25 protein-coding genes are annotated in these 23,181 nt (G+C 72.6%); 10 read left to right on the top strand and 15 right to left on the bottom strand.

The features are described from left to right. The first annotated feature begins 110 nt into the window (after positions 1–110). Entirely contained in the window at positions 111–866 is a 756-nt protein-coding gene (locus tag VFJ21_04460; protein HET7406375.1) for a MerR family transcriptional regulator, read from the top strand. Positions 867–875: 9 nt separating this feature from the next. Here the strand turns inward: VFJ21_04460 and meaB are convergent, their stop codons facing one another. Together meaB and VFJ21_04450 are read right to left on the bottom strand one after the other, a co-directional pair. Further along, positions 876–1,838: a methylmalonyl Co-A mutase-associated GTPase MeaB gene (gene meaB / locus VFJ21_04455; protein ID HET7406374.1), complete on the bottom strand. Its 963-nt coding sequence runs from the start codon at positions 1,836–1,838 to the stop codon at positions 876–878. Next, positions 1,835–3,022, bottom strand: coding sequence for an acetyl-CoA C-acetyltransferase (locus VFJ21_04450; protein HET7406373.1), 1,188 nt, complete (start codon positions 3,020–3,022; stop codon positions 1,835–1,837). Before VFJ21_04450 ends, meaB begins: the two co-directional genes overlap by 4 nt. 74 nt (positions 3,023–3,096) lie before the next feature. Here VFJ21_04450 and mce point away from each other — a divergent pair, with 74 nt between their 5' ends. Together mce and VFJ21_04440 are read left to right on the top strand one after the other, a co-directional pair. Next, a complete protein-coding gene (gene mce, locus VFJ21_04445) occupies positions 3,097–3,519 on the top strand; it encodes a methylmalonyl-CoA epimerase (protein ID HET7406372.1) in 423 nt (140 codons plus the stop codon). A 38-nt stretch (positions 3,520–3,557) separates the two neighbouring features. Then, positions 3,558–4,223, top strand: coding sequence for a hypothetical protein (locus tag VFJ21_04440; GenBank protein ID HET7406371.1), 666 nt, complete (start codon positions 3,558–3,560; stop codon positions 4,221–4,223). Positions 4,224–4,306: 83 nt separating this feature from the next. Here VFJ21_04440 and VFJ21_04435 read toward each other — a convergent pair whose 3' ends face one another. Genes VFJ21_04435 through VFJ21_04415 form a run of 5 tightly spaced genes read right to left on the bottom strand, consistent with a single transcriptional unit; the run spans position 4,307 to position 7,463 of the window. Then, the gene (locus tag VFJ21_04435) at positions 4,307–5,086 is read right to left on the bottom strand and encodes an alpha/beta hydrolase (protein HET7406370.1); all 780 of its coding nucleotides are present in this window, start codon (positions 5,084–5,086) and stop codon (positions 4,307–4,309) included. A gap of 17 nt (positions 5,087–5,103) precedes the next feature. Then, positions 5,104–5,817, bottom strand: coding sequence for a hypothetical protein (locus VFJ21_04430; GenBank protein ID HET7406369.1), 714 nt, complete (start codon positions 5,815–5,817; stop codon positions 5,104–5,106). 33 nt (positions 5,818–5,850) lie between these two features. Beyond that, positions 5,851–6,135, bottom strand: a complete 285-nt coding sequence (locus VFJ21_04425) for a hypothetical protein (protein HET7406368.1) — start codon at positions 6,133–6,135, stop codon at positions 5,851–5,853. Between the two features lie 16 nt (positions 6,136–6,151). Further along, positions 6,152–6,811, bottom strand: coding sequence for an endonuclease NucS (gene nucS, locus VFJ21_04420; GenBank protein HET7406367.1), 660 nt, complete (start codon positions 6,809–6,811; stop codon positions 6,152–6,154). A 13-nt stretch (positions 6,812–6,824) separates the two neighbouring features. Beyond that, the gene (locus VFJ21_04415; protein HET7406366.1) at positions 6,825–7,463 is read right to left on the bottom strand and encodes a class I SAM-dependent methyltransferase; all 639 of its coding nucleotides are present in this window, start codon (positions 7,461–7,463) and stop codon (positions 6,825–6,827) included. A 172-nt stretch (positions 7,464–7,635) separates the two neighbouring features. On the opposite strand from VFJ21_04415, the gene VFJ21_04410 reads away from it, so the two are divergent. The 3 genes from VFJ21_04410 (at position 7,636) to VFJ21_04400 (ending at position 12,095) form a co-directional block, all read left to right on the top strand. Beyond that, positions 7,636–9,972 (top strand): peptidase, encoded by a 2,337-nt coding sequence (locus VFJ21_04410; GenBank protein ID HET7406365.1) that lies wholly within the window; start codon positions 7,636–7,638, stop codon positions 9,970–9,972. A gap of 188 nt (positions 9,973–10,160) precedes the next feature. Beyond that, positions 10,161–11,132, top strand: coding sequence for a 2-dehydropantoate 2-reductase (locus tag VFJ21_04405; protein ID HET7406364.1), 972 nt, complete (start codon positions 10,161–10,163; stop codon positions 11,130–11,132). 225 nt (positions 11,133–11,357) lie between these two features. Further along, positions 11,358–12,095 (top strand): methyltransferase domain-containing protein, encoded by a 738-nt coding sequence (locus tag VFJ21_04400; protein ID HET7406363.1) that lies wholly within the window; start codon positions 11,358–11,360, stop codon positions 12,093–12,095. 39 nt (positions 12,096–12,134) lie between these two features. Here VFJ21_04400 and VFJ21_04395 read toward each other — a convergent pair whose 3' ends face one another. The 3 genes from VFJ21_04395 to VFJ21_04385 all read right to left on the bottom strand — a co-directional run bounded on the left by VFJ21_04395 (position 12,135) and on the right by VFJ21_04385 (position 16,068). Next, positions 12,135–13,283, bottom strand: a complete 1,149-nt coding sequence (locus tag VFJ21_04395; GenBank protein HET7406362.1) for a DUF222 domain-containing protein — start codon at positions 13,281–13,283, stop codon at positions 12,135–12,137. Between the two features lie 425 nt (positions 13,284–13,708). Continuing rightward, positions 13,709–15,691 carry a protein meaA gene (locus VFJ21_04390; protein ID HET7406361.1) on the bottom strand — a complete coding sequence of 661 codons (1,983 nt, stop codon included), beginning with the start codon at positions 15,689–15,691 and terminating at the stop codon, positions 13,709–13,711. A 56-nt stretch (positions 15,692–15,747) separates the two neighbouring features. After that, positions 15,748–16,068 (bottom strand): STAS domain-containing protein, encoded by a 321-nt coding sequence (locus tag VFJ21_04385; protein HET7406360.1) that lies wholly within the window; start codon positions 16,066–16,068, stop codon positions 15,748–15,750. A 130-nt stretch (positions 16,069–16,198) separates the two neighbouring features. Between VFJ21_04385 and VFJ21_04380 the strand changes: the two genes are divergently transcribed. Then, complete coding sequence (locus VFJ21_04380) at positions 16,199–16,528, top strand: hypothetical protein (protein HET7406359.1); 330 nt, start codon at positions 16,199–16,201, stop codon at positions 16,526–16,528. Positions 16,529–16,538: 10 nt separating this feature from the next. Here the strand turns inward: VFJ21_04380 and murA are convergent, their stop codons facing one another. Then, a complete protein-coding gene (murA, locus tag VFJ21_04375; protein ID HET7406358.1) occupies positions 16,539–17,807 on the bottom strand; it encodes a UDP-N-acetylglucosamine 1-carboxyvinyltransferase in 1,269 nt (422 codons plus the stop codon). Between the two features lie 155 nt (positions 17,808–17,962). On the opposite strand from murA, the gene VFJ21_04370 reads away from it, so the two are divergent. The 3 genes from VFJ21_04370 to VFJ21_04360 all read left to right on the top strand — a co-directional run bounded on the left by VFJ21_04370 (position 17,963) and on the right by VFJ21_04360 (position 20,099). Continuing rightward, entirely contained in the window at positions 17,963–18,502 is a 540-nt protein-coding gene (locus VFJ21_04370; protein ID HET7406357.1) for a SigE family RNA polymerase sigma factor, read from the top strand. Next, entirely contained in the window at positions 18,499–19,431 is a 933-nt protein-coding gene (locus VFJ21_04365) for a hypothetical protein (GenBank protein ID HET7406356.1), read from the top strand. The genes VFJ21_04370 and VFJ21_04365 overlap by 4 nt, the downstream gene beginning before the upstream one ends. 71 nt (positions 19,432–19,502) lie before the next feature. Then, complete coding sequence (locus VFJ21_04360; GenBank protein HET7406355.1) at positions 19,503–20,099, top strand: cob(I)yrinic acid a,c-diamide adenosyltransferase; 597 nt, start codon at positions 19,503–19,505, stop codon at positions 20,097–20,099. Here the strand turns inward: VFJ21_04360 and VFJ21_04355 are convergent. From VFJ21_04355 to VFJ21_04340, 4 genes are all read right to left on the bottom strand, one after another. Beyond that, positions 20,096–20,521: a DUF2550 domain-containing protein gene (locus tag VFJ21_04355; GenBank protein ID HET7406354.1), complete on the bottom strand. Its 426-nt coding sequence runs from the start codon at positions 20,519–20,521 to the stop codon at positions 20,096–20,098. The two genes, VFJ21_04360 and VFJ21_04355, sit on opposite strands and share 4 nt — an antisense overlap. A gap of 30 nt (positions 20,522–20,551) precedes the next feature. Beyond that, the gene (locus VFJ21_04350) at positions 20,552–20,944 is read right to left on the bottom strand and encodes a F0F1 ATP synthase subunit epsilon (GenBank protein HET7406353.1); all 393 of its coding nucleotides are present in this window, start codon (positions 20,942–20,944) and stop codon (positions 20,552–20,554) included. A 2-nt stretch (positions 20,945–20,946) separates the two neighbouring features. Continuing rightward, positions 20,947–22,392, bottom strand: a complete 1,446-nt coding sequence (atpD, locus tag VFJ21_04345; GenBank protein ID HET7406352.1) for a F0F1 ATP synthase subunit beta — start codon at positions 22,390–22,392, stop codon at positions 20,947–20,949. 25 nt (positions 22,393–22,417) lie between these two features. Continuing rightward, positions 22,418–23,181: F0F1 ATP synthase subunit gamma (locus VFJ21_04340; GenBank protein HET7406351.1), on the bottom strand; the 764-nt coding region annotated here is incomplete at its 5' end.

Below are 23,181 nucleotides of genomic sequence, written 5' to 3'. Positions count from 1 at the left end.
GTTCCTCTCGTCGCGTCGGTCACTACCTACCCATGATTAAAGGTGCCATTCGTCAATGGCACAAGGCTTCGTGGTATGTTCGTTGCGTCACAGCCGCCGAGGGACGGGTGATGACCGACTACCGCATCGACGAGCTCGCCCGGGCCGCGGACATGACCGTGCGCAACGTGCGCGCCTACCAGGAGCGCGGGCTGCTGCCGCCGCCCCGCCGGGTCGGCCGCACCGGCCTCTACGACGACACGCATCTCGGCCGGCTCCGGCTGATCGGGCGCCTGCTCGACCGCGGCTACACCTCCGCGCACATCGCCGACTTCGTCCGCTCGTGGGAGGCCGGTGACGACCTGGGCCGGGTCCTCGGCCTGGAGGCGGCGCTGCTCGCGCCGGGTTCGGGGGAGATCCCGGCCTACCTGACCTACGACGAGCTGGTCACGATGTTCGGCAGCGACGACCCGCGCGCCACCGAGCGGTCGATCGAGCTCGGCCTGCTGGTGCCCGAGGGCGACCGCTACCGGGTGCCGAACCCGCGGCTGCTGCGCGCCGGCGCCGAGCTGGTGGCGATCGGCATCCCCCTCGGCGACGTGCTCGACCTCGCGGCCCGGCTGCGCGAGCGCGTCAGCGCGGTCGCCGACGACTTCGTCGCGACCGTGGCCGGTCACGTCATCGACGCGCACGGCCCGGGCTGGATGCCCAGCGACGCCGAGCTGCCGGCGCTCGCGTCCCTCGTCGAGCGGCTGCGCCCGCTCGCCCGGGTCGCGGTCGACACCGAGCTGGCCGCCGCGCTCGACGCGGCGATCAGCGAGTTCGTCGGCCGGTGGTCCAGCGACGTGCTCGACCAGCTCGGGCGCAGCGCCCGCGACGCGTCGTAGCCACCGGGATCAGCCGGTCACGCCGGCGACGAGCTGGTCGGCGGCGGCGTACGGGTCGATCTCCCCGGCCACGACGCGCCCCGCGAGCGTGTCGAGCAGCCGACCGCCGCGCAGGTCGCCCATCCGCTCCCGCAGCGACGTCACCGCGATGGCCTCGACCTCGTCGGCCGCCCGCTCGCGTCGGCGGGCGTCGAGGCGGCCGCTCGAGCGCAGCCAGGCATCGTGGCGCTCCAGCGCGTCGACCACCTCGGCAACGCCCTCACCGCGAGACGCGACGGTCTTGACGATCGGCGGCACCCAGGAACCCTCGGTACGGTCGCCGAGCGAGAGCATGTGGCGCAGGTCGCGCGCGGTGGCGTCGGCGCCGTCGCGGTCGGCCTTGTTGACGACGAACACGTCGGCGACCTCGAGGATCCCGGCCTTCGCGGCCTGGATCGAGTCGCCCATGCCGGGAGCGACCAGCACGACGGTGGAGTCGGCGAGCGAGGCGATCTCGACCTCGGCCTGGCCAACCCCCACCGTCTCGACGAGCACGACGTCGCAGCCGGCGGCGTCGAGCACCCGCAGGGCCTGCGGCGTGGTCCAGGCGAGGCCGCCGAGGTGCCCGCGCGAGGCCATCGAGCGGATGTAGACGCCGGAGTCGGTCGCGTGGTCCTGCATCCGCACCCGGTCACCGAGCAGCGCCCCACCCGAGAACGGCGACGACGGATCGACCGCGAGGACCCCGACCCGCAACCCCCGGGAGCGGTACTCCCCCACCAGCGCGTTGGTCGACGTCGACTTGCCGACTCCGGGCGAGCCGGTCAGCCCGATGACCCGGGCGTGGCCGGTGTGCGGCGCGAGAGCGGCCATGGCCTCGCGCAGCAGCGGCGAGGCGTCCTCGACCAGGGAGATCAGCCGGGCAACCGCGCGCGCCTCACCCTTGACCGCGCGCTCGACCAGTTCGGAGACGTCTGCGGGGGCGGCTCTCACGCCGCCGGCACCCGCAGCAGCAGAGCGTCACCCTGGCCGCCGCCGCCGCACAGCCCGGCCGCGCCCAGACCACCACCGCGGCGGCGCAGCTCGAGGGCGAGGGTGAGCGCGAGACGGGCACCGGACATGCCGATGGGGTGGCCGAGCGCGATGGCGCCGCCGTTGACGTTGACCCGCTCCGCCCCGACGCCCAGCTCGCGCATCGACTGGATCGCGACCGAGGCGAACGCCTCGTTGATCTCGAGCAGGTCGAGGTCCGCCGGCGAGAGCCCCTCGCGGCCGAGGGCCTTCGTGATGGCGTTGGCCGGCTGGGACTGCAAGCTCGCATCGGGTCCGGCGACCACCCCGTGCGCGCCGACCTCGGCGAGCACCGGCGCGCCGAGCTCCGCCGCCTTGGCCCGCGACATGACGACGACGGCGCATCCGCCGTCGGAGATCTGGGAGGCCGAGCCCGCGGTGATCGTGCCGTCGGGGGCGAACGCCGGGCGCAGCCGGCCCAGCGACTCGACCGTGGTGTCGGCGCGCACGCCCTCGTCCTCGGTGAACGGCACCGGGTCGCCCCTGCGCTGCGGGATCAGGACGGGGACGACCTCGTCGTCGAACAGGCCGTTCTTGGCGGCGGCGGCGGCCCGCTCGTGCGAGCGGGCGGAGAACTCGTCCTGCTCCTCGCGGCTGATGCCGAGCCGGGCGTTGTACCGCTCGGTCGACTCACCCATCGAGCACTGGTCGAAGGCGCAGAACAACCCGTCATGTGCCATGGAGTCGACGAGCGTGCCGTTGCCGTAGCGGTAACCAGCACGAGCGCCGGGCAGCAGGTGCGGCGCGTTGGTCATCGACTCCATGCCGCCCGCGACGACGACGTCGTACTCCCCGACGGAGATCAGCTGATCGGCCAGCGCGATGGCGTCGAGCCCGGACAGGCACACCTTGTTGACGGTGAGCGCCGGCACCGTCATCGGGACGCCGCCCTTGACCGCGGCCTGCCGGGCGGTGATCTGGCCCGCGCCGGCCTGGAGCACGTGCCCCATGATCACGTAGTCGACCTCGTCACCGGCGATGCCGGCACGCTGCAGCGCCGCCGCGATCGCGACCCCGCCGAGATCCGCAGCCTGGAAGTCCTTCAGCCCGCCCAGCAGGCGCCCGATCGGCGTGCGTGCGCCGGAGACGATGACCGAGCCTGGCATGAGGGCCTCCAGCGACGTGCGGGGTGTGCTGCCACGATAGTCAGCCGGTACGCCGTCGAGCCGAGGAGCGCGCAGTGTTCACCCGCATCGACCACGTCGGGATCGCCGTCCACGACCTCGAGCAGAGCGCGCAGTTCTACGAGTCGACGTTCGGGCTGACGGTGGTGTCGCGCGAGACCAACGAGGCGCAGGGCGTGCGCGAGGCGATGCTCGTCGTCGCGGACGGACCGAACGGCGGGTCGTACGTGCAGCTGCTCGAGCCGCTCGCCGAGGACACGCCGGTCGGGAAGTTCCTCGCCCGCAACGGCGAGGGCGTGCACCACATCGGCTACGGCGTCGACGACGTCGCCGCCGCGCTCGCCGATCTGAGCGGCAAGGGCGTCCGGCTGGTCGACGGGCGACCGCGGCACGGCTCGATGGGCGCCTCGATCGCGTTCCTGCACCCGAAGAGCGTCGGCGGTGTCCTGACCGAGCTGGTCCAGGCCGCCGGCCGATGAGTGATACACCGCGGCGTACGCCGGGAAGACCGGGCCACATGAGTCACCCGGTCACCCGTGCCCAGATTCCGCCCCCCACCTCCGACCTGATGGACGGCGACGGCTCGCAGCGCGGCTTCGACGTCGTGCTGCGCGGCTACGACCGCGTCCAGGTCGACCACCATCTCGAGGCGGTGGAGGCTCTCCTCGCCCGGTCGGAACAAGCCGCCGAGGCCGCGCGGGCCGAGGCCGCCGAGCTCCGGCGGCAGCAGGAGGCCGTGCCCGCGCAGGTCGAGCCTGACGACGCCGGGTCCTACGCAGGACTGGGCCGGCGGGTCGCCCGCATCCTCGCGCTGGCCGAGGAGGAGGCGACCGCGATCCGGACCGCCGCCCGGCAGGAGACCGCCGACGCCCGCGCCGAGGTCGCCCGGCTCGAGCAGGAGGTCGCCGCGCGCCGCCACGAGCTGCTCCGGGACGCCGAGCACGACGCCAGCCGCATCAGCAGCGCGGCGCAGGACCGGGCCGAGGCGGTGCTGGACGATGCCCGGCAGCGGGCACAGACGATCACCGAGGACGCCCGGGTTCAGGCCGATGCCATGCTGCGGGCCGCTCGCGAGGAGGTCGAGCGGCTCGGCACCCAGCGCGACGAGATCCGCGCCCAGCTCGACGAGCTGCGCGACCGGCTGCTCACGCTGACCGGTGCGACGGCGGCCGACACCCCGTAGTCGCCGGGGCGGCGGCCAGGGAAGCGCCGGCCAGGTCAGGTCAGGCCGGGCCGGGCACGCAGAGCCGGCCAGGGAAGCGCCGGTCAGGCCAGCGCGTCGAGGTAGTCCCGGCACGCCGCGTTGAACTCCTCGGGCGCCTCGACCGCGGTCAGGTGCCCCGCAGCAGGGATCCGGACGAGGCGCGCGTTCGGCAGCGCCTCGGCCATCGCCTCCGCGTCGGCCGGCGGCGACAGCGTGTCTTCTTCCCCCACGACGACGAGCGCTGGCACCCGCACGGACGCCAGGGCCGCGAACGACTCGGGTCTCGCCGCCATCGCACGCGACGCCCAGGCGACCGCCGAGGGCGGCGCGGCCTGGACGAGTGCCTTGACCCGGCCGTAGACCAGGGCGCGGCGCTCGATCGTCGTCGGGCCGACGAGCGTCGGCAAGACCTGGTCGACGAGCACCGTCGACTCGGCGTCGGACTCCACGGTCGTCGCGAGCTGCGCGCGCCGCTGCTTGCCCTCGGCCGGGTCCTCGCTCGCCTTGGTGTCGGCGAGGACCAAGCCGGCAAGGCGGTCCGCGTGACGCCGGACGAACGCCATCGCCACGTATCCGCCCATCGACAGGCCGCCGAGGACGACCCGGTCGAGGTCCTTGGCGTCGAGCAGCCGCGCCACGTCGTCGGCCACGGCATCGAGCGACGGCTCGTCGTCGCCGAGCGGGGAGCCCCCGAAGCCCCGCTGGTCGGGCGTGATCACGCGCGCGACGGCTCCCAAGGACTCGCGCTGCGCCAGCCACATCGCGGACGACAGCGGGAACGCGTGCAGCAGCACGACCGGACGGCCGGAGCCGGTTTCCCGGTGGTAGAGATCCACGGGCATGCGCCCGACCGTAACGCCTAGGTAGGGGGCTCCCGCCACTCGCGCGGCAGCGGGTAGGCGTGCGGAGCGACGTGCCGGACCACCTCGTCGAGCACCTCCTCGGCACGCCCGACGAACAGGTGCTTGGCGCCGGGTACTGCAACGATCTCGACCTGCGGGACCAGCGCGAAGCGCTCTCGCGCCTGCGCAGGTCGGAGGTAGTCGTCGAGCTCAGGCACGATCGCGACCAGCGGCTTGCCGCTCGCCCCCCACCGGCGCAGGTCGTCGTCGCGGGCGTAGCGCAGGGGCGGTGAGATGAGCACGGCGCCGACCACGGCCGGGTCGCAGCCGAAACGCAGCGCCAGGTCGGTGCCGAACGACCACCCGACCAGCCACGGCGCCGGCAGCTCCTCGTAGTCGACGAGGTCGATCGCCGCCGCTACGTCGTAGCGCTCGTCGCCGCCGTCGGAGAAGGCACCCTCGCTGCGACCCTGCTCGCTGGCCGTGCCGCGGGTGTTGAAGCGGAGTACGGCGACACCGGCGAGGGCGGGCAGCCGGTTGGCCGCCTTGCGCAGCAGATGGCTGTCCATCATGCCGCCGGCCGTCGGCAGCGGGTGCAGGCAGACGATCGTCGAGACCGGCGGCCGGTCGACCGGCAGCGCGAGCTCGCCGACGAGGCGCAGGCCGTCGACGGTGTGCAGGGTCACCGGCCTGCGGGCAGCAGGCAGAACGGTGTTGGCGCGGATCTCCATCAGACGCAGGGTCCCATCACGCGCAGGGTCCCATCAGGCGCCGTGCACCGGCCGGCGGCGATGCCGGGCCTCCCAGCACGCGCGGTGCCAGTGCCGGCGGTGGATCTCCGCGTCGCGGTCGGCCGGCCAGACCAGCACGTGCGGCACGGCGGGTGGGATCTCCTGGTCGCAGCCCGGGCAGCGGTAGGTCTTCGTGGCCCGCGCCGCCGACACCGGCCGCACCGAGTAGTCGACCCCGTCGTAGTCCTCGACACTTCCGAGCCCCGCCGTCGCCAGCGGCGGCGCCGCGTCGCGGCGCTGGTGCCGTCGGGGGCTCATGGGTCCAGCGTCGCACTCAGAACAGCGTCGGGTTGTCCGGCTCGAGCCCCCGCAGCGCGTCGTAGTCGAGCGTCACGCACTCGATCCCCCGGTCGGCGGCCAGCACCCGCGCCTGTGGCGTGATCTGCTGCGCGGCGAAGACGCCGCGGACCGGGCGCAGCAGCGGGTCGCGCTCGAGCCGCTGCAGGTAGCGGGTGAGCTGCTCGACCCCGTCGATCTCCCCGCGCCGCTTGATCTCGACCGCCACCGCGATGCCCTCCGCGTCGCGGCAGAGCAAGTCGACCGGCCCGATGTCGGTGGGGTACTCCCGGCGTACCAGCCGCCAGCCGGCACCGAGCACCTCGCACCGGTCGGCGAGCAGCTCCTGGAGGTGCGCTTCGACGCCGTCCTTGCGCAGGCCGGGGTCGACGCCCAGCTCGTACGCCGTGTCGCCGAGCACCTCCTCGATCGTGATGAGCAGCTGCTCCCCCGCCTTGTTGGTGACCGTCCAGAGACCCTCGGCCTCCTCGAGCGTGCAGGGCGGCGTCATCCAGTTCAGCGGCTTGTAGGCACCGCCGTCGGCGTGGATCGACACCGACCCGTCGGCCTTGACCATGAGCAATCGCGGGGCGAGCGGCAGGTGAGCTGTCAGCCGGCCGACGTAGTCGACGCTGCACCGAGCGATGACGAGACGCATGGCGTCGTGCTGCCTACGCGGGTTCCGCGCCCGGCGCCATGACGGCACGGTGGCAGGTCAGCAGGAGGGACACCGGCCACCGCTGCCTCGGGCGGGTGATGTCGTTCGCCGAGAAGCGTGACTCGAGCGCAGCGACCAGGCCCGGCGCCGACTTGCCCCGAAGATCGAAGACCCACAGGCTTCCGCCCGGGCGCAGCACCCGCGCCTGCTCCGCGATCGCCCGGGTGACGTCGGCCCAGTGGTGCGCGCTCAGCGAGGAGACCACCGCGTCGAAGCTCGCGTCCGGATGGGGGATCTCCTCGGCACTGCCGATGACGGCACGCACTCGGCCGGCCAGACCGGCGCGCTCCGCGTTGCCGGCGACGTGCCCGATCATGTCGGCGGAGGGGTCGACCCCCGAGACCTCGACGTCGGGACGGCGCCGGGCCACCTCGAGCAGCAATCGGCCCGGCCCGGTGCCCACATCGAGCAGGGCTGCGCCGGGCCGCAGGTCCGCGACCACCCGGGCGGCGACGGTCCGGTAAAGCCACGGGAGCGCCCATCCCGAGAGCCGGTCGAACCACGCCGCGTGCCGCCCGACCATCACCATGTGGCCGGCCCCGCCGGCGTGCGACGGACCGTGACCGTGCCGAACAAGCCCGTGCCGGCTCACGCTCGAACCCTACGTGACAGCGCGGCCGGGGAGTTCCCCCGCGACGGGCCTCACCGCCCGCGGCCTGCAGGACGTGAGCTCCCGCACGTCGAAGAACAACCACGTCCTGCCACGACCTTGACGAGGGGGCCGGGTCGCTGGCCTGGCCGTGCCGTCGTCGTCGGGAGTCATCGTGCGCCGCTCGTCCGTCCGTCGTACCGCCCTGCTCGGCGTCGTCGTGCTCGCGGCCGGGACCGGTGCCGTCACCTCCGGGGCCTTCGCCGCCCGGCCCGCAGCCGCGCCCGCGGCGAGTGCGCCGCGAGGGCTGCCCGCCGGGGCGCCGCCCGCCGCGACCGAGCCGGAGCCGACGCTGCCGACCCCGAAGGGCTGGCCGTTCGGCGAGCAGTTCCCGCGCACCTCGGGCACCGGCCGGCTCGCGGGCGGCGCGACGTTCTGGTCGGACTTCCTCTACGACGACCACGGCGCCACCGGCATCCAGGTGGGCGAACCGATCACGGCACTCGCGCCGAGCGACGGCACCTACGTCTACAGCAACCCGAAGGCGGCCAACAACGGCGCGGACATCTTCGGGGCGGCGATCGGGCTGGGCGAGGACGCGACCTACTGGCGCGTCGACTGGAACACGCTGGAGGACAAGACCGTCCCGATCGCCGAGTGGACGATGGACCTCGACCGCAACACGGCGACCGGTGGAGGGCCCTGGCCGGCCGGTGCCGGGGTGCGCTCCGACGGCTTCGACCGTGCGCTGGTGGTGTCGAGCCGCGGCGCCCGGCTCATGACCGCCGCCGGCAAGCTGCTCGCGAAGCTGCCCGTGACCGTCGACACGGCGGCCCGTTCGTTCGTCGTCCGGATCCCCGACAGGGTCCTGCAGCCGAGCGGCAGCTGGACGGTGCGGCTCGCGGCCGGACTGGCCAACGCCGACGGTACGGCGTTCGCCCCGGTCGGCCAGTCCGACGGCGCGCTGCCCGGACAGCCGGCGGTCTACAACGTGACGTTCCGCACCTACCAGCAGGAGCCGGAGCAGTACCGCCACGGCATCGCGCCCAACCAGCTCGGCACGAAGGGACTGCCGCGGCTGACCGACCTCGGCAACTTCTGGATGGAGGACCACCAGGCGGAGGCGCTGACCGAGGGCGACGTCACGCCGTTCTCGCTCGCCGTCGACTGGGCCCAGCTCGCCGCCGAGCGCACGACCCCGGAGCCGCGCCCGACCGGCTACACGAACCGGTGGTACGTCACGACGCTGAACCTCGGCCAGGGCGTCGTACACGACAGCGGCAACGGCGCCGGCGACCTGCGGCCGAACTTCCTCGGCCGGGTGCAGCCCTACGCGGTCTACGTGCCGACGACCTACGACCCCAGCCGGCCGACTCCGCTGACGTGGATCCTGCACTCGCTGTCGGTGCAGCACAACCAGTACGGCGCGCTCGACCCGCAGATGCTCCAGCAGGCCTGCGAGGACCGGCACTCGATCTGCGCGACGACGCTCGGCTTGGGGCCGGACGGCTGGTACTTCGACGAGGCCGAGGTCGACTTCTGGCAGGTGTGGCGTGAGCTGGCCAAGGCCTACGACCTCGATCCGGACCGCACCGTGCTCTCCGGCTACTCGATGGGCGGCTTCGGCACCTACAAGCTCGGGCTCGCCTACCCCGACCTGTTCGCGAAGCTGATGCCGCTCGCCGGCCCGCCCATGTGCGGGGTGCGGATCGCCGAGGGCGCCGGCGGCGCGGCCGGCGCGGGCCGCTGCACCACCGACAGCGACACCACACCGCTGCTCGACAGCGCCCGCTGGGACCCGTTCGTCATCGGGCAGGGCACCCTCGACGAGCTGGTACCCGTGTCCAGCGTGCTGCAGCAGGTGCAGGCGATCGACACGCTCGGCTACCGCTACTACTTCGAGCTCTACCCGGCCGAGGACCACTTGGTCTGGGCGACCCAGGATGCGTTCGACAGCGAGATCGCGCAGCTCGGCGACCCCCGGCGTACGACGAACCCGCCACGCATCACCTACACCTGGTATCCGCACCTGACCCGCGCCGACCTCGGCATCGGACCGACGGGGGTCTACTGGATCCGTGACTTGGGAGCGCGCGACAGCGCCCCCGGAACCCTCGCGCACCTCGACGCGGTCGCGGCCCGGCCGCAGCCGACGATCACGCCGGTGCGCACCCAGAACGCGCGGATCCCCGGCGAGGCGACGCCGTCGGTGGTGCAGCAGCTGACCTGGCAGCTCGGCCAACCGACCCCGGCGAAGGCTGCGACGCTCACGCTGACCAACGTCGCTCGGCTCGCCGTCGACGCGGTCTCGGCCGGCCTTTCCGACGGCGGCCGGCTGACGGTGACGACGGACGGCGCAACGAGGCTGACCCTGACCCGACTCGCACCCGGGACGCAGCTGATCGTGGCCGGGCACCGCGTCGCGACGGCCGACCGCAACGGCAGCGCCGTCCTCGACGTCACCAAGGGAGCGACGACGATCACGGTCATCCCACCGCACGGCACGCGGTAGGGGCCCGCCCCGCGCCGTGACTGCCGGCGGCCATCCCAGCGCACATCACGCAGTAGGGGCCCGCCCCGCGCCGTGGCCGCCGGCAAGCCAAGCCACCGGCTTTCTCCACGGCAGAGCCGCGGCCTCACGTGGAGCTCCAGGTACTGGGCATGGCGGTTCCTCGCGCCGCGATGCCTACGCTTCCGGCCATGCGAGTCGTCGTCTATGGCGCGGGCGCGATCGGCGGACTGATCGCCGGGCTGCTGCATGCCGCCGGGACCGAGGTCGTCGCGATCGCGCGCGGCGCCCATCTCGACGCCATCCGCTCGGGCGGCCTGCGGGTCATGCTGCCGGAGGGAGCCGCGACCTACCGGCTGCCCGCCGCCGGCCATCCCGACGAGGTGGACTTCACTCCCGACGACGTCGTGCTGCTGGCGATGAAGTCGCAGCACACCACCGACGCGCTCCTCGCGCTGCGCGCGGCCGCCGGCGACCTACCGGTCGTCTGCGCGCAGAACGGGGTGGACAACGAACGGGCCGCCCTTCGCCTGTTCTCCCGCGTCTACGGAATGTGTGTGATGTGCCCGGCGAGCCACACGACGCCCGGCGTCGTCGTCGGCAACGGCACACCGCACCGCGGCATCCTCGACGTCGGTCGCTACGCGTCCGGCACCGACGAGCTCGCTGGGGCGCTCGCCGGGGCGCTGACCGCCGCCGGTTTCGTCTCCGAACCGCGGCCGGACATCATGCGGTGGAAGTACCGCAAGCTGGTGATGAACGTCGCGAACGCCGCCGAGGCGCTTTGCGGTCCGCTCGACCGTGACAGCGAACTGGCGCGGCGAGCCCGCGCCGAGGCGGAGGACGTCTTCGCCGCCGCCGGGCTCGATGTCGCAACTGCCGACGAGGACCGGCAACGGCGCGGCGACCTGGTGCGCCTGCGCCCGGTCGAAGGTCAGCGGCGGGAAGGCGGCTCGAGCTGGCAGAGCCTCAAGCGGGGTACCGGCGACATCGAGGCCGACCACCTCAACGGCGAGGTCGTGCTGCTCGGCCGGCTGCACGGCGTCGCCACTCCCGTCAACGCCCTGCTGGCGGCGAAAGCGGCCGATGCCGCGCTCCATCGACGCCCGCCCGGCGAGACCTCGGAAGCAGCCCTGCTGCAGGAGCTCTCCGCTGCCGACTGACACCTGCCCCGACCTCGCGCTTCGCACGGCAGGGCAACCCCCTCGGCACGCGCCACGCGACCTCGACCTCGACCTCGGCCCCGACCCCGACCTCGACCTCGGCCCCGGCCCCGGCCCCGGCCCCGGCCCCGGCCCCGGCCCCGGCCCCGGCCCCGGCCCCGACCTCGACCTCGACCTCGACCTCGACCTCGAGGTTGTGGCTTGCTCGTGTGGGAGATTCGATCGGTGGTGTCGTTCGACGCGGTAGTCGAGGACTACGCCTCCGGCCGCCCGGACTACCCCGACGCGGTGTACGACGCCCTGGTGCCGCTGGACTCCGGGCTCGTCGTGGAAGGCGGCTGCGGCACCGGCCTCGCTACCCGGGCACTCGTTGCCCGAGGAGCCCGGCTCGTGGCCTTGGACATCGGCCCGCGAATGGTGCAGCACACGGTTGCCCACGCCCCCGCGCTGTTCGGGGCCGCGGTGGCGGACGGCGCCGCGATGCCGTTCCGTGAGGCGAGCGTCGATCTGCTGTGCTTCGCGCAGTCCTGGCACTGGCTCGACGAACGGCGCCGGATCGCCGAAGCCGCCCGGGTACTCGCACCAGGTGGGCGATGGGCCGCCTGGTGGTCGCATGCCCGGGTCGACGACGAGCCTTGGTTCCAGCGCTACCTCGACCTCGTCGAAGGGGTGACACCCGCTTTCGTCCGCACCCACCGGGACATCGACTGGGGCCAGCCCGTGCACGACTCCGGCCTGTTCGCCCGCCCCGAACGCATCTCGGTGCCCTGGCAGCGCAGGGTCAGCATCGACCACTGGATCGCCGAGGAACGCAGCAAGAGCTACGTCAGCGCCCTCCCAGCGACCGCCCGGCAACGACTGCTGGTTGACATCGAAGCCCTCCTTCGGGATGCGAACCCCTCCGGCGCGCTGCAAGTGCCCTACGAGACCTGGCTGTGGATCGCCCGCAAGCAGGGTCGGTAGTACAGGACCGACGGACTTCGCCACAGAAGCGCGGCGCCCTTATCCGGCGCGAGCGACGGGCGGTGCACGCTCGTCGCGACCATGGGGATCGGTGAAGACCACCTCGGTCGGGCTGCTGCGACGCATCGTCCAGTGCAGCTCGTGCACCAGCCGGTGATGGAAGCGACAGAGGTGCGCGCTGTTGGCCAAGGACGTCTCGCCGCCTTCGGCCCAGTGAACGATGTGGTGCAGCTCGCAGCCGTCGAGCCCGACCACGCAGCCGGGGAACGAGCACCCGCGGTCGCGCAACCGCGCTGCCCGCCGTATGGCGATCGGCCACTCCCGCACGGCCCGCCCGACATCCAGAACCGCACCGTCGGAACCGAGCACGGCGGGGATGACCGCGGCGTCACACGCCAGCCGCCGGGCCGCCGAAGCCGACAGCGGCAGCCCGCTGCGCTCCAACACGGCATCGCCGAGCCGCGCGGCAAGGGTCTCCCAGGCCATCGTGACCACCAGCTGCGGACGCTCACCGGCGCTGCCGGGCTGACCGGGGCACGCCAGCCGGTGCCCCGCCAGCTCGACCAGCGCGTCGGCGCGGCGCTGCCCCGGCGTACGAGAGTCATCGGAACCGCTCTTCTGGGCGAGGGCGCCGATCGCGGACAGCACCACCTCGCCGGACTCCGGGTCGAGCAGGCCCGAGAGCGCGACCATCCCACCGAAGGTCTTGGCTATCGACAGGTGCCTCTGCTCGAACCGGCGCTGCGCCGCTGCCTCGGCGGCCTCCTGGTCGATCAACCGGCGCACCACCTCACCGGCCGCGGTGGCGATGTGCCCGGGCGGCGCCTGCCGGGCGAGCTCGACCAGGATCCCCTCGGCGGCCGGCCGCTCGGACTCGGGCACGTCGCGCAGCGCGGAGGCAACGATCCGTGCCGCATCAAGTCCACACTCCCCGGCCTCGAACGTTGCCGCCAAGGCCGGCAGGCCCGCCAGCGAGCGGGCGACGAACATCCGCTGCCCCGCCTCATGGGCGGAGCGCCGGCAGTGGGCGATCAACCAGGCCTTGGTGGTCAGTCCGGTCTCGGAAACGGCGGCATCGCGGACGTGCACGACCTCCAACCGGCGGGCGACCAACCCGTCGATGAGGTCGCGGGCCGCAAGCAGACCTTGAACGTCGTCGAGGAGTGCGGAGTCAGGCAAGGCGGTCACGTCCGCGTCGGCATAGGCGCGTAGCGCCGCGGCTAATGCCCCGCGCAATGCCGCCACGCTCCAGCACCTCCTCGATCCCCACTACTCGAACATTTGTTCGATTCTTCCAGCCTGCCCAGACCAGGGCAAGCGGCGCAGCGCCACGTGTGGACAAGTCGCCTGCCCCAAAGAGCAAGCGCGCCCCGCCGTGCCAAGACCGGTGATCGTGGCAGCCACTTTGGTCGCCGTACGACGTATCATGCGGGGATGTCGGACTCAACCCGCGCCACGAAGGGAGCGGACTGTGGAGGGTGACCTGCTGCGCAGCCTGGTCTCGGGGCTGCCAGACGAGGAAGTCGAGGGGATGCGCGAGAAGTTGCGCTGGGGCCTCGCGCTCTACACGCCGGTGGAGGTCGCCGCGCCGTCGAGCGGCACCGAGGAGCGGGTCAGCCCAGGCCGTGGGCGGCGCGGATCACCCCGACGATCTCGTCGATGATGCGCGTCAGCTCGTAGTCCTTCGGCGTGAACACCCGCGCCACGCCCAGCCGCCGCAGCTGCTCGGCGTCGGCCGCGGGGACGATCCCGCCGACCACCACCGGTACGTCGGTGAGCCCGGCCGACCGCAGCCCGTCGAGCACCTGGGGCACCAGCTCGAGGTGTGACCCGGACAGGATCGACAGCCCGACGCAGTGCACGTCCTCGGCGACGGCCGCGGCGACAATCTGCGCGGGCGTGAGCCGGATGCCCTGGTAGATCACCTCGAAGCCGGCGTCACGGGCCCGCACCGCGATCTGCTCGGCGCCGTTGGAGTGCCCGTCGAGACCGGGCTTGCCGATGAGCAGCCGCAGCCGGGCCCCGATCTCCGCACCGGCGCGGCGCACCCGCTCGCGCACCCGCGTCAGCTCCTCCCCGGCACCGGCGGCGACCGCTGCCGAAACGCCGGTCGGCGCGCGGTACTCCCCGAACACCTCGCGCAAGGTGCCCGCCCACTCCCCCGTCGTCACCCCCGCCCGGGCGCAGCGCAACGTCGGCGCGACCAGGTTCGCCTCCGTCTTGGCCGCATCTCGCAACACACGCAGTGCCTCGTCGACCTCGCCGGCATCACGTCCGGCCCGCCACGACCGCACCGCCTCGACGGCGGCCGCCTCGACCGCCGGGTCGACGGTCTGGATCGCGGTGTCGAGGTCGGCGAGCAACGGGTTCGGCTCGCTGGTCGTGAACCGGTTGACGCCCACCACGACGTCCTCGCCGACCTCCATCCGCCGCCGCCGCTCGGCGTGCGAGGCCACCAGCTGGGACTTCATGTAGCCGTTCTCGACCGCGGCGACCGCGCCGCCCATCGCCTGCACGCGGTCGATCTCGGCCCGTGCGTCGGCGACCAGCGCGGCCACCCGCGACTCGACCACGACCGAGCCGTCGAAGATGTCGTCGTAGTCCAGCAGGTCGGTCTCGAAGGCCAGCACCTGCTGCGCCCGCAGCGACCACTGCTGGTCCCAAGGTCGCGGCAGGCCGAGGGCTTCGTTCCACGCCGGCAGCTGCACCGCGCGAGCCCGGCCGCGCCGGGACAGCGTGACGGCCAGCATCTCCAGCAGGATCCGGTAGACGTTGTTCTCCGGCTGCGCCTCCGTCAGCCCGAGCGAGTTGACCTGCACGCCGTAGCGAAACCGCCGCTGCTTCGGGTCGGTGACGCCGTAGCGCGACAGCGTGAGCGCCTCCCACAGCTCGACGAACGCCCGCATCTTGCACATCTCTTCGACGAAGCGCACGCCCGCGTTGACGAAGAAGGAGATACGCGCGACCACCTCGCCGAAGCGTTCGGCCGGCACCTGCCCCGAGTCGCGGACCGCGTCGAGCACCGCGATCGCCGTGCACATGGCGTAGGCGATCTCCTGCACCGGCGTCGCACCGGCCTCCTGCAGGTGGTAGCTGCAGATGTTGACCGGGTTCCACTTCGGCATCGCGGTCACCGTGTAGGCGACCATGTCGGTGATCAGCCGCAGTGACGGCCCGGGCGGGAAGACGTAGGTCCCGCGGGAGAGGTACTCCTTGATGATGTCGTTCTGCGTCGTGCCCATCAGCGCGGCCGGGTCGGCGCCCTGCTCCTCGGCGACGACCTCGTAGAGCGCGAGCAGCCACATCGCGGTGGCGTTGATCGTCATCGACGTGTTCATCTCGGCGAGCGGGATGCCGTCGCACAACGCGCGCATGTCGCCCACGTGCGCGATCGGCACTCCGACCTTGCCCACCTCGCCGGCGGCGAGCTCGGCGTCGGGGTCGTAACCGGTCTGGGTCGGCAGGTCGAAGGCCACCGACAGTCCGGTCTGCCCCTTCTCGAGGTTGCGCCGGTAGAGCGCGTTGGACTCGGCCGGCGAGGAGTGGCCGGCGTAGGTGCGCATCACCCACGGCCGGTCGCGTTCGCGCTGCGACATGAGTCCTCCGTCGACGTCGTACGACGGAAGCGTAGGTGACCGCGCGGCAGAGCGACTCAGGCGACGGAGACCGGCCTCGACCGGTCGACGTGCAGCACCAGGTAGAGCCGGCTGATGAACAGCAGCCGATCGACACGCGGCGGCACCGACCGCAGCACCAGCCGGCGGCCGTGACGCCCGGCCCGTCGGTGCGCGCCCACGAGCACCCCCAGGCCGGTGGCGTCCAGCAGCTCGACGTCGGCGATGTCGACGACCAGGTCGCCGTGACCCCTGTCGACGGCGGCGTGCAGCGCGAGCCGTACGTCGGGAACGGTCGACGCGTCGAGCTGTCCGGACAGCGTCAATGCCTGGCCGGGCTCGTCGACGTGGACATGCATCGGGGGACCCCCGTCTGCGAGCGGGAACGCCGTGGTCGACCATAACGACGCAACGGTTGCCGTTTCGGTTGCCACGCCGGGTGCACCTTTTTCCGGATGCACCGCGACATCGGCGCAGGAGGGAGCACAGATGCCCGCGCACCTGCTCGCCGCCCCGGTCCTCGCGCTGCTCGTCGCGCTCGGCCTCGGTGCTCTCGGCCGCTGGATCTTCGGCCCGCCGAAACGGCGTACGCCGGGCAACCGTCCCGACTACGGGCTGCTCGTGCCCGCGACGCGGGCCCTCCCGCACGACGAGGCCGCCCGCGTGCACGCCGTGCTGGCCGAGCACCACATCCGCGCGACGTTGGCACCGGCGGGGAAGGGCTACGACGCGACCGGCCGACCGTGGCCGCAGGACGCGACCTACCTGCTGGTCTTCCCCGACGACGCCGACCGGGCCCGCGAGCTGACCAGCTGCTGACCCGTCCCGCCTAGGCGGCTTCGTCGGGCAGCGAGTCGCGCGAGACGTCCGCCCCGAGCGCGCGGAGCTGCTCGGCGAAGTGCGCGTAGCCGCGGTCGATGTGGTAGGCGTCGCTCACCGACGTGACCCCCTCGGCCGCCAGCCCGGCGAGCACCAGCCCGGCGCCTGCGCGGATGTCGGTGGCGCGCACCGGGGCACCCGACAACCGCTCGCGGCCGCGGACCACCGCGTGGTGGCCCTCGGTGCGGATGTCGGCGCCGAGCCGCACGAGCTCGTCGATGAACGCGAACCGACCCTCGAAGATGTTCTCGGTGACGAACGCCACCCCCGTCGAGGTCGCGTTGAGCGCGATCGCCATCGGCTGCAGGTCGGTCGGGAAGCCGGGATAGGGAAGCGTCGCGACGTCGACCGCCGCGGGCCGGGTGTCGCAGCTGACCCGGAAGCCGTCGACCTCCCGCTCGACGCGCGCGCCCGCCTGGGCCAGCTTGTCCAGCGCGATCTCGAGATGCTGCGACTGCGCGCCCTCGATCGAGATGTCGCCGCGGGTCATCGCGGCGGCGTAGGCGAACGTCCCGGCGACGATCCGGTCGGGCACCACGTCGTGCGTCGTGGGGGTGAGCCCCTCGACGCCTTCGATCTCCAGCGTCGACGTGCCGAGCCCGCCGATGCGGGCGCCCATCCCGACGAGCATCTCGCACAGGTCGACGATCTCCGGCTCGCGGGCGACGTTGTCGATCACCGTCGTGCCCTTGGCGAGGACCGCCGCCATGACGATGTTCTCGGTCGCGCCGACGCTCGGGAAGTCCAGCCAGACCGAGCCTCCCGCGAGCGACGGCGCCTCGGCGACGAGGTAGCCGTGCTCGCTGTGGAACGTCACCCCGAGCCGCTCCAGACCCCCGACGTGCAGGTCGAGCGCGCGGGAGCCGATCGCGTCACCGCCGGGGAGGGCCACCCGCGCCTGACCGGCGCGGGCAAGCAGCGGGCCGAGCACGCAGACCGAGCCACGGATGCGGCGTACGTGCTCGTAGGCCGCCTCGTGCCCGATCCGCTCTGGGACGGTGATGACGACCTCCGGCGGCCGGGCCTCCACGTGGGCCCCCAGGTCCTGCAGGACCCGGGCCATGATGGAGACGTCCACGATGTCGGGCACGTTGCGCAGATGAGTCGTGCCCTCGGCAAGCAGCGCGGCCGCCATGACCTTGAGCACGCTGTTCTTCGCGCCGGTCACCCGCGCCGTGCCGGCGAGCCGCGCACCGCCGACGACCGTGAACCGCTCCACCGCGGCATCGTAGGACGGCGAGGTCGAAACCGGGCGAGCCACGGCGCGCCGCGGACAATCGTCGAACGCGCGAGCAACGTTCGGCACGCAAGCGGCGTCTTGCCGGGTGTCACGCCCTGCGAGCCCGCTCACCGACCGAACGACGAGATGAGGTCATGAACACGCGAAGCCGGGACGAGTTCCGGGACTACGTCGCCGCCCGCTACCCGTCGCTGTTGCGCACCGGTTACCTGCTGACGGGCAGCCGGGCCGACGGCGAGGACCTGGTGCAGGCGGCGCTGGCGAAGACGTACCTGGCGTGGGACCGCATCCGGGAGCGCGAGGCGGTCGACGCCTACGTACGCCGGATCATGGTCAACACCCGCACGTCGTGGTGGCGGCGTCGCCGGCTCGATGAGGTCGCGACCGCCGACCCGCCCGAGCGGGCCGGCCGCGACGAGGCCGCCGACGCCGACCCGCACGACGCGCTGTGGACCGCCCTCGCCAGGCTGCCCAAGCGGCAGCGAGCCGCCGTGGTCCTCCGCTACTACGAGGACCTGTCGGAGGCCGAGACCGCGGAGGTGCTCGGCGTGTCGGTCGGCACCGTCAAGAGCACGGTGTCCCGCGCGCTGGTCAAGCTCCGCGACGACGCCGACCTGCGTGACGACGACCCCCGCACCGCACTTCCCTCAGACCTTCTGGGAGCCACGCCATGACCCCGATCGACGACGAGCTGCGCACGACGCTGCGCGACCGCGCCACGCAGGTGCCCACGTCCCCCGACCCGCTCGCCGGCATCGAGCGCCGGGCCCGCGGAATCCGCCGCCACCGGCTGGCCGCGGCCGCGACCGGAGGCGTGCTGGCGCTGGCCGCGATCGCCGTGGCGGTGCCGACGATCTCGGGGAGCCTCGACGCCGACAAGCCGGCGCCCGGCAGCTTCGCCGTCCAGCCCACCGACACGGTGGCGCCCCGCGACACCGCCTCACCGGCAACGTCCCCGAACGCATCCGCGTCGCCAACGTGGACGTCTACCGCGCCTCCGCAGGTCCCGACCGTCGAGACGTGGACCTACGCCGGCATGAACACGATCGCCGACGGAGCCAACCGCATCGACATGCTGCAGAAGATGAGCCAGGCCCTGGCGGCGCACTGGCCCGGCGCGCAGGTGACGCTGGAGAAGCTCCGCCCGCTGTACGGCGTGATCTCCTCCAGCGACCAGCTGATCCTGGTGGCCGCGGGCGAGGTCACCGGCAATCCCCAGGCGCCGGCGATGGTTGCCGCTGCTTGGGTCAAGTCGCCGAACGCGCCGGCGACCCTGGTCGGGTTGCACGACATCGACGCCGAGGCCGGCCAGGTGAGCGTCTTCGTCCCGGCGGCCGGCCAGCCCGGCAGCGGTTCACGGGACGGCACCGCGATCGTGGTCGGCCGGGCGGGCACCGGCGAGATCGACCTGAAGACCCCTGGTGGCTCGTGGCGACCTGCCGCCCGCGACCTGGTCGACGGCCGTATCGCCGCCTTCCCGGTCACCATGCCGGCAGCGGGCCAGGTCGTGCCGCAGATCCGGGTGCTCGACGGCGACGGCAACCTCGGAACGCCGCTGTATGAAGGCCCGATCGGGCGCGGGGTGACCTTCCCCGACATCTGACGCGCCCGCACGGAGAGCGGAGGCGCCGCGGCCGGCCGGGCAGCGGCGCCTCCGCCTTGTAGCGTGCTGGCATGGCCGAGCGCAAGCGCACGTCGACGGTGCACCTGACACGGATCTACACCAAGACCGGCGACGACGGCACGACCGCGCTCGGCGACATGAGCCGGGCGGCGAAGACCAGCCCGCGGATCGCGGCGTACGCCGACGTCGACGAGACCAACAGCGCGATCGGCGTCGCGCTGGCGCTGGGCGACCTGGCCGCCGACGTCGCGGCCACGATGCAGCGGGTGCAGAACGAGCTGTTCGACGTGGGTGCGGACCTCTGCACGCCGATCGCCGAAGCCCCGAAGTATCCGCAGCTGAGGATCGACGACGCCTACGTCGAGCGGCTCGAGCGCGACTGCGACAGCTACAACTCGCGGCTGGGCAAGCTCAACAGCTTCATCCTGCCGGGGGGCAGCCCCGGCGCCGCGCTGCTGCACGTCGCGCGCACGGCGGCCCGCCGGGCCGAGCGCAGCGCGTGGGCCCTGCTCGACGTCGAGCACGACGTCACCAACCCGGTCACCGCGCGCTACCTGAACCGCCTGTCGGACCTGCTGTTCATCCTGGCCCGGGTGGCCAACGCGGAGCAGGGCGACGTGCTCTGGAAGCCGGGCAACCAGCCTTAGCGGGGCAGCGACGCCCCCGGCGGTGCCGACTCCAGCCAGGCGAGGAATGCCGGCAGGGTCGACTCGGGCAACGCGACCTCGAGCGCTTCCCTCACCCCGTCGCACCGGAAGATCACCGCGTCGCCCGGCAGCATCAGCGTCTCGCCGCCACTCGGCCGCCGCCGCTGCAGCACCGCCAGCGCGGAGCGGTCGACCGCGTGTCGCGGCCGCAGGGAGAAGCTGAACAACCGGAACCACACGAGCCGATCACGCTCCAGCCGGCCGAGGCCGAGCACCCAGCCGTGCCGGCCGGCGCCGGCGCGGCGCAGCGAGATGCCGAGGCACCCGCCGCGGCGGGTGAGAAACAGCCGGCGCAGGACGAGCAGGCCGAGCAGGAGGGCGGCGATCAGGACCAGGACGCCGATCGCGTCGACGACCTCCACCGTCCCCGCCCCGCGCCCAGCCGCCGACGACTAGATCTGCTCGCCGGCGGCTCGTAGGCGGGCCGCTGCTCGTCGGTGCGCCGCGCGCTCCTCCTCGTCGTCGTCGACCGCGCCCTCGGTGCGGTCGTAGGCCACCCGGGCTCGGGCGACGTCGACGTCGGAGGACAGCTCGACCAGCTCGGCGAGAATCGACACCCCGCGGTTGCTCACCGAGATGAAGCCGCCGTGCACGGCCGCGACGAGGTCCGGCTCGTCGCCGCGCTTGATCGTGACCGGGCTCTCGACCAGCGTGCCGAGCAGTGGCTGGTGACCGGCGAGGATGCCGATGTCGCCCTCACCGGTCTTGGCGATGACCATTTCGGCGGTGCCGGTCCAGACCTTGCGGTCCGGCGACACCAGCTCGACGTGCATTTCGGCGGGCACGGTCAGGCTTCCAGCTCGCGTGCCTTCGCCTCGGCATCCTCGATGCCGCCGCACATGAAGAACGCCTGCTCGGGCAGGTGGTCGAACTCGCCCTCGGTGAGCCGCCGGAACGACTCGATCGTCTCGGCGAGCGGCACGAACTTGCCGGGGATGCCGGTGAACTGCTCGGCCACGAAGAACGGCTGCGAGAGGAACCGCTGGATGCGCCGCGCCCGGTTGACGATGACCTTGTCCTCCTCGGACAGTTCGTCGATGCCGAGGATCGCGATGATGTCCTGCAGGTCCTTGTAGCGCTGCAGGATCTGCTGGACGCGGCGGGCGACCCCGTAGTGCTCCTCGCCGATGTAGCGGGCGTCGAGGATCCGGGACGTCGAGTCGAGCGGGTCGACCGCGGGGTAGATGCCGAGCTCGGAGATGGCCCGGGAGAGCACCGTCGTCGCGTCGAGGTGGGTGAAGGTGGTGTGCGGCGCCGGGTCGGTGATGTCGTCAGCGGGCACGTAGATCGCCTGCAGCGAGGTGATGGAGTGGCCGCGGGTGGAGGTGATCCGCTCCTGCAGCTCGCCCATCTCGTCGGCCAGCGTCGGCTGGTAGCCCACCGCGGAGGGCATCCGGCCCAGCAGCGTGGACACCTCGGACCCGGCTTGGGTGAAGCGGAAGATGTTGTCGATGAACAGCAGCACGTCCTGGCGCTGCTCGTCGCGGAAGTACTCCGCCATGGTCAGCGCAGCCAGCGCGACCCGAAGGCGGGTGCCCGGCGGCTCGTCCATCTGGCCGAAGACGAGCGCGGTGTCCTTGAGGACGTCCGCCTCCTCCATCTCCAGGTAGAGGTCGTTGCCCTCACGGGTGCGCTCACCGACACCGGCGAACACCGAGCGGCCACCGAACTCCTGCGCAACCCGGCGGATCATCTCCTGGATGACGACGGTCTTGCCGACACCGGCGCCGCCGAACATCCCGATCTTCCCGCCCTTGACGTAGGGCGCGAGCAGGTCGATGACCTTGATGCCGGTCTCGAACATCTCGGTGCGGGGCTCGAGCTCGTCGAGCGGCGGCGACGGCCGGTGGATCGGCCAGCGCTCGGTGATCTCGACCGTGTCCTCGGAAGTGTCGAGCGGCTGGCCCAGCGTGTTCCACACGTGGCCGAGCGTCGCGTCACCCACGGGCACGCTGATCGGCGCCCCGGTGTCGATGACGTCGGCGCCGCGGACGAGACCGTCGGTCGGCTGCATCGAGATGGCACGCACCATGTTGTCGCCGATGTGCTGCGCGACCTCGAGCGTGAGCATCCGCGTCTCGTCGCCGAGGGTCCGCTCGACGTGGAGCGCGTTGAACTGCTCGGGCATCTGGTCCGGAGCGAACTCGACGTCGACGACCGGGCCGATGACGCGTACGACGCGCCCGGTGCCGCCGTTCTGGGTCGACGAGGTCTCTTCGACGGTGGCGGTCATCGGTCCCACTTCCCTGTGATGGCTGTCATTGTGTCTTTCCTTGCGAGAGAGCCTCGGCCCCGCCGACGATCTCCATGATTTCCTGCGTGATCTCCGCCTGCCGGGCGGAGTTGGCGTCGCGGGTCAGCGACTTGATCAGCTCGTCGGCGTTGTCACTGGCCGACTTCATCGCGCGTTGCCGGGCGGCCTGCTCACTGGCGGCCGCCTCGAGCATCGCGGAGTAGACGCGAGCCTCGATGTAGCGCGGGAGCAGCGCGTTGAGGACGCCTTCCGCGCCTGGCTCGAACTCGTACTGCGCCTGCTGCTCCGGCGGCGGCTCGTCGGTGTATTCGACGACCAGGGGCAGCATCCGCTTCGCAACCGCCTTCTGGGTCGCGATCGAGTGGAACTCGGTGTAGACGATGTGGATCTCGTCGACGCCGCCGTCGTTGCCGCCCTTGGTGAACTCCTCGATCAGCGAGTCGGCGACCGCCTTGGCGTCGTCGTAGGACGGCTGCTCGGAGAATCCGGTCCACTGCCGCGACGTGTCACGCCCGCGGAAGCGGTAGTAGGACAGCGCCTTGCGCCCCACGAGGAACGGCACCGGCTCCTTGCCCTCTTCGCGCAGCAGGCCGTTGAGCGCCTCGCCGGCGCGCAGGACGTTGGCGCTGTAGCCACCGGCCAGACCGCGGTCGCTGGTAACCAGCAGCACCGCGGCGCGTGACGGGTTGTCGCGCGACGTGGTCAGCGGGTGGTCGACGTTGCCGCTCTGGCTGGCAACCGCCGACACGACGCCGGTGATCGCCTCGG

Source organism: Mycobacteriales bacterium (genome assembly GCA_035690485.1).
In the GTDB taxonomy this organism is placed as follows: Bacteria; Actinomycetota; Actinomycetes; order JAFAQI01; family DASSKL01; genus DASSKL01.
This window is presented reverse-complemented; position numbering and strand designations above follow the sequence as displayed.

Coding starts and splice junctions, on each gene's coding strand:
- VFJ21_04390 (HET7406361.1), bottom strand. CDS start 15,691: ATGTCGCAGCGCGAACGCGACCGGCCGTGGGTGATGCGCACCTACGCC.
- VFJ21_04360 (HET7406355.1), top strand. CDS start 19,503: ATGGCCGAGCGCAAGCGCACGTCGACGGTGCACCTGACACGGATCTAC.
- VFJ21_04365 (HET7406356.1), top strand. CDS start 18,499: ATGACCCCGATCGACGACGAGCTGCGCACGACGCTGCGCGACCGCGCC.
- VFJ21_04425 (HET7406368.1), bottom strand. CDS start 6,135: ATGAGCCCCCGACGGCACCAGCGCCGCGACGCGGCGCCGCCGCTGGCG.
- nucS (HET7406367.1), bottom strand. CDS start 6,811: ATGCGTCTCGTCATCGCTCGGTGCAGCGTCGACTACGTCGGCCGGCTG.
- VFJ21_04405 (HET7406364.1), top strand. CDS start 10,161: ATGCGAGTCGTCGTCTATGGCGCGGGCGCGATCGGCGGACTGATCGCC.
- VFJ21_04460 (HET7406375.1), top strand. CDS start 111: ATGACCGACTACCGCATCGACGAGCTCGCCCGGGCCGCGGACATGACC.
- VFJ21_04370 (HET7406357.1), top strand. CDS start 17,963: ATGAACACGCGAAGCCGGGACGAGTTCCGGGACTACGTCGCCGCCCGC.
- VFJ21_04435 (HET7406370.1), bottom strand. CDS start 5,086: ATGCCCGTGGATCTCTACCACCGGGAAACCGGCTCCGGCCGTCCGGTC.
- atpD (HET7406352.1), bottom strand. CDS start 22,392: ATGACCGCCACCGTCGAAGAGACCTCGTCGACCCAGAACGGCGGCACC.
- VFJ21_04430 (HET7406369.1), bottom strand. CDS start 5,817: ATGGAGATCCGCGCCAACACCGTTCTGCCTGCTGCCCGCAGGCCGGTG.
- VFJ21_04385 (HET7406360.1), bottom strand. CDS start 16,068: ATGCATGTCCACGTCGACGAGCCCGGCCAGGCATTGACGCTGTCCGGA.
- VFJ21_04380 (HET7406359.1), top strand. CDS start 16,199: ATGCCCGCGCACCTGCTCGCCGCCCCGGTCCTCGCGCTGCTCGTCGCG.
- VFJ21_04450 (HET7406373.1), bottom strand. CDS start 3,022: ATGCCAGGCTCGGTCATCGTCTCCGGCGCACGCACGCCGATCGGGCGC.
- VFJ21_04440 (HET7406371.1), top strand. CDS start 3,558: ATGAGTCACCCGGTCACCCGTGCCCAGATTCCGCCCCCCACCTCCGAC.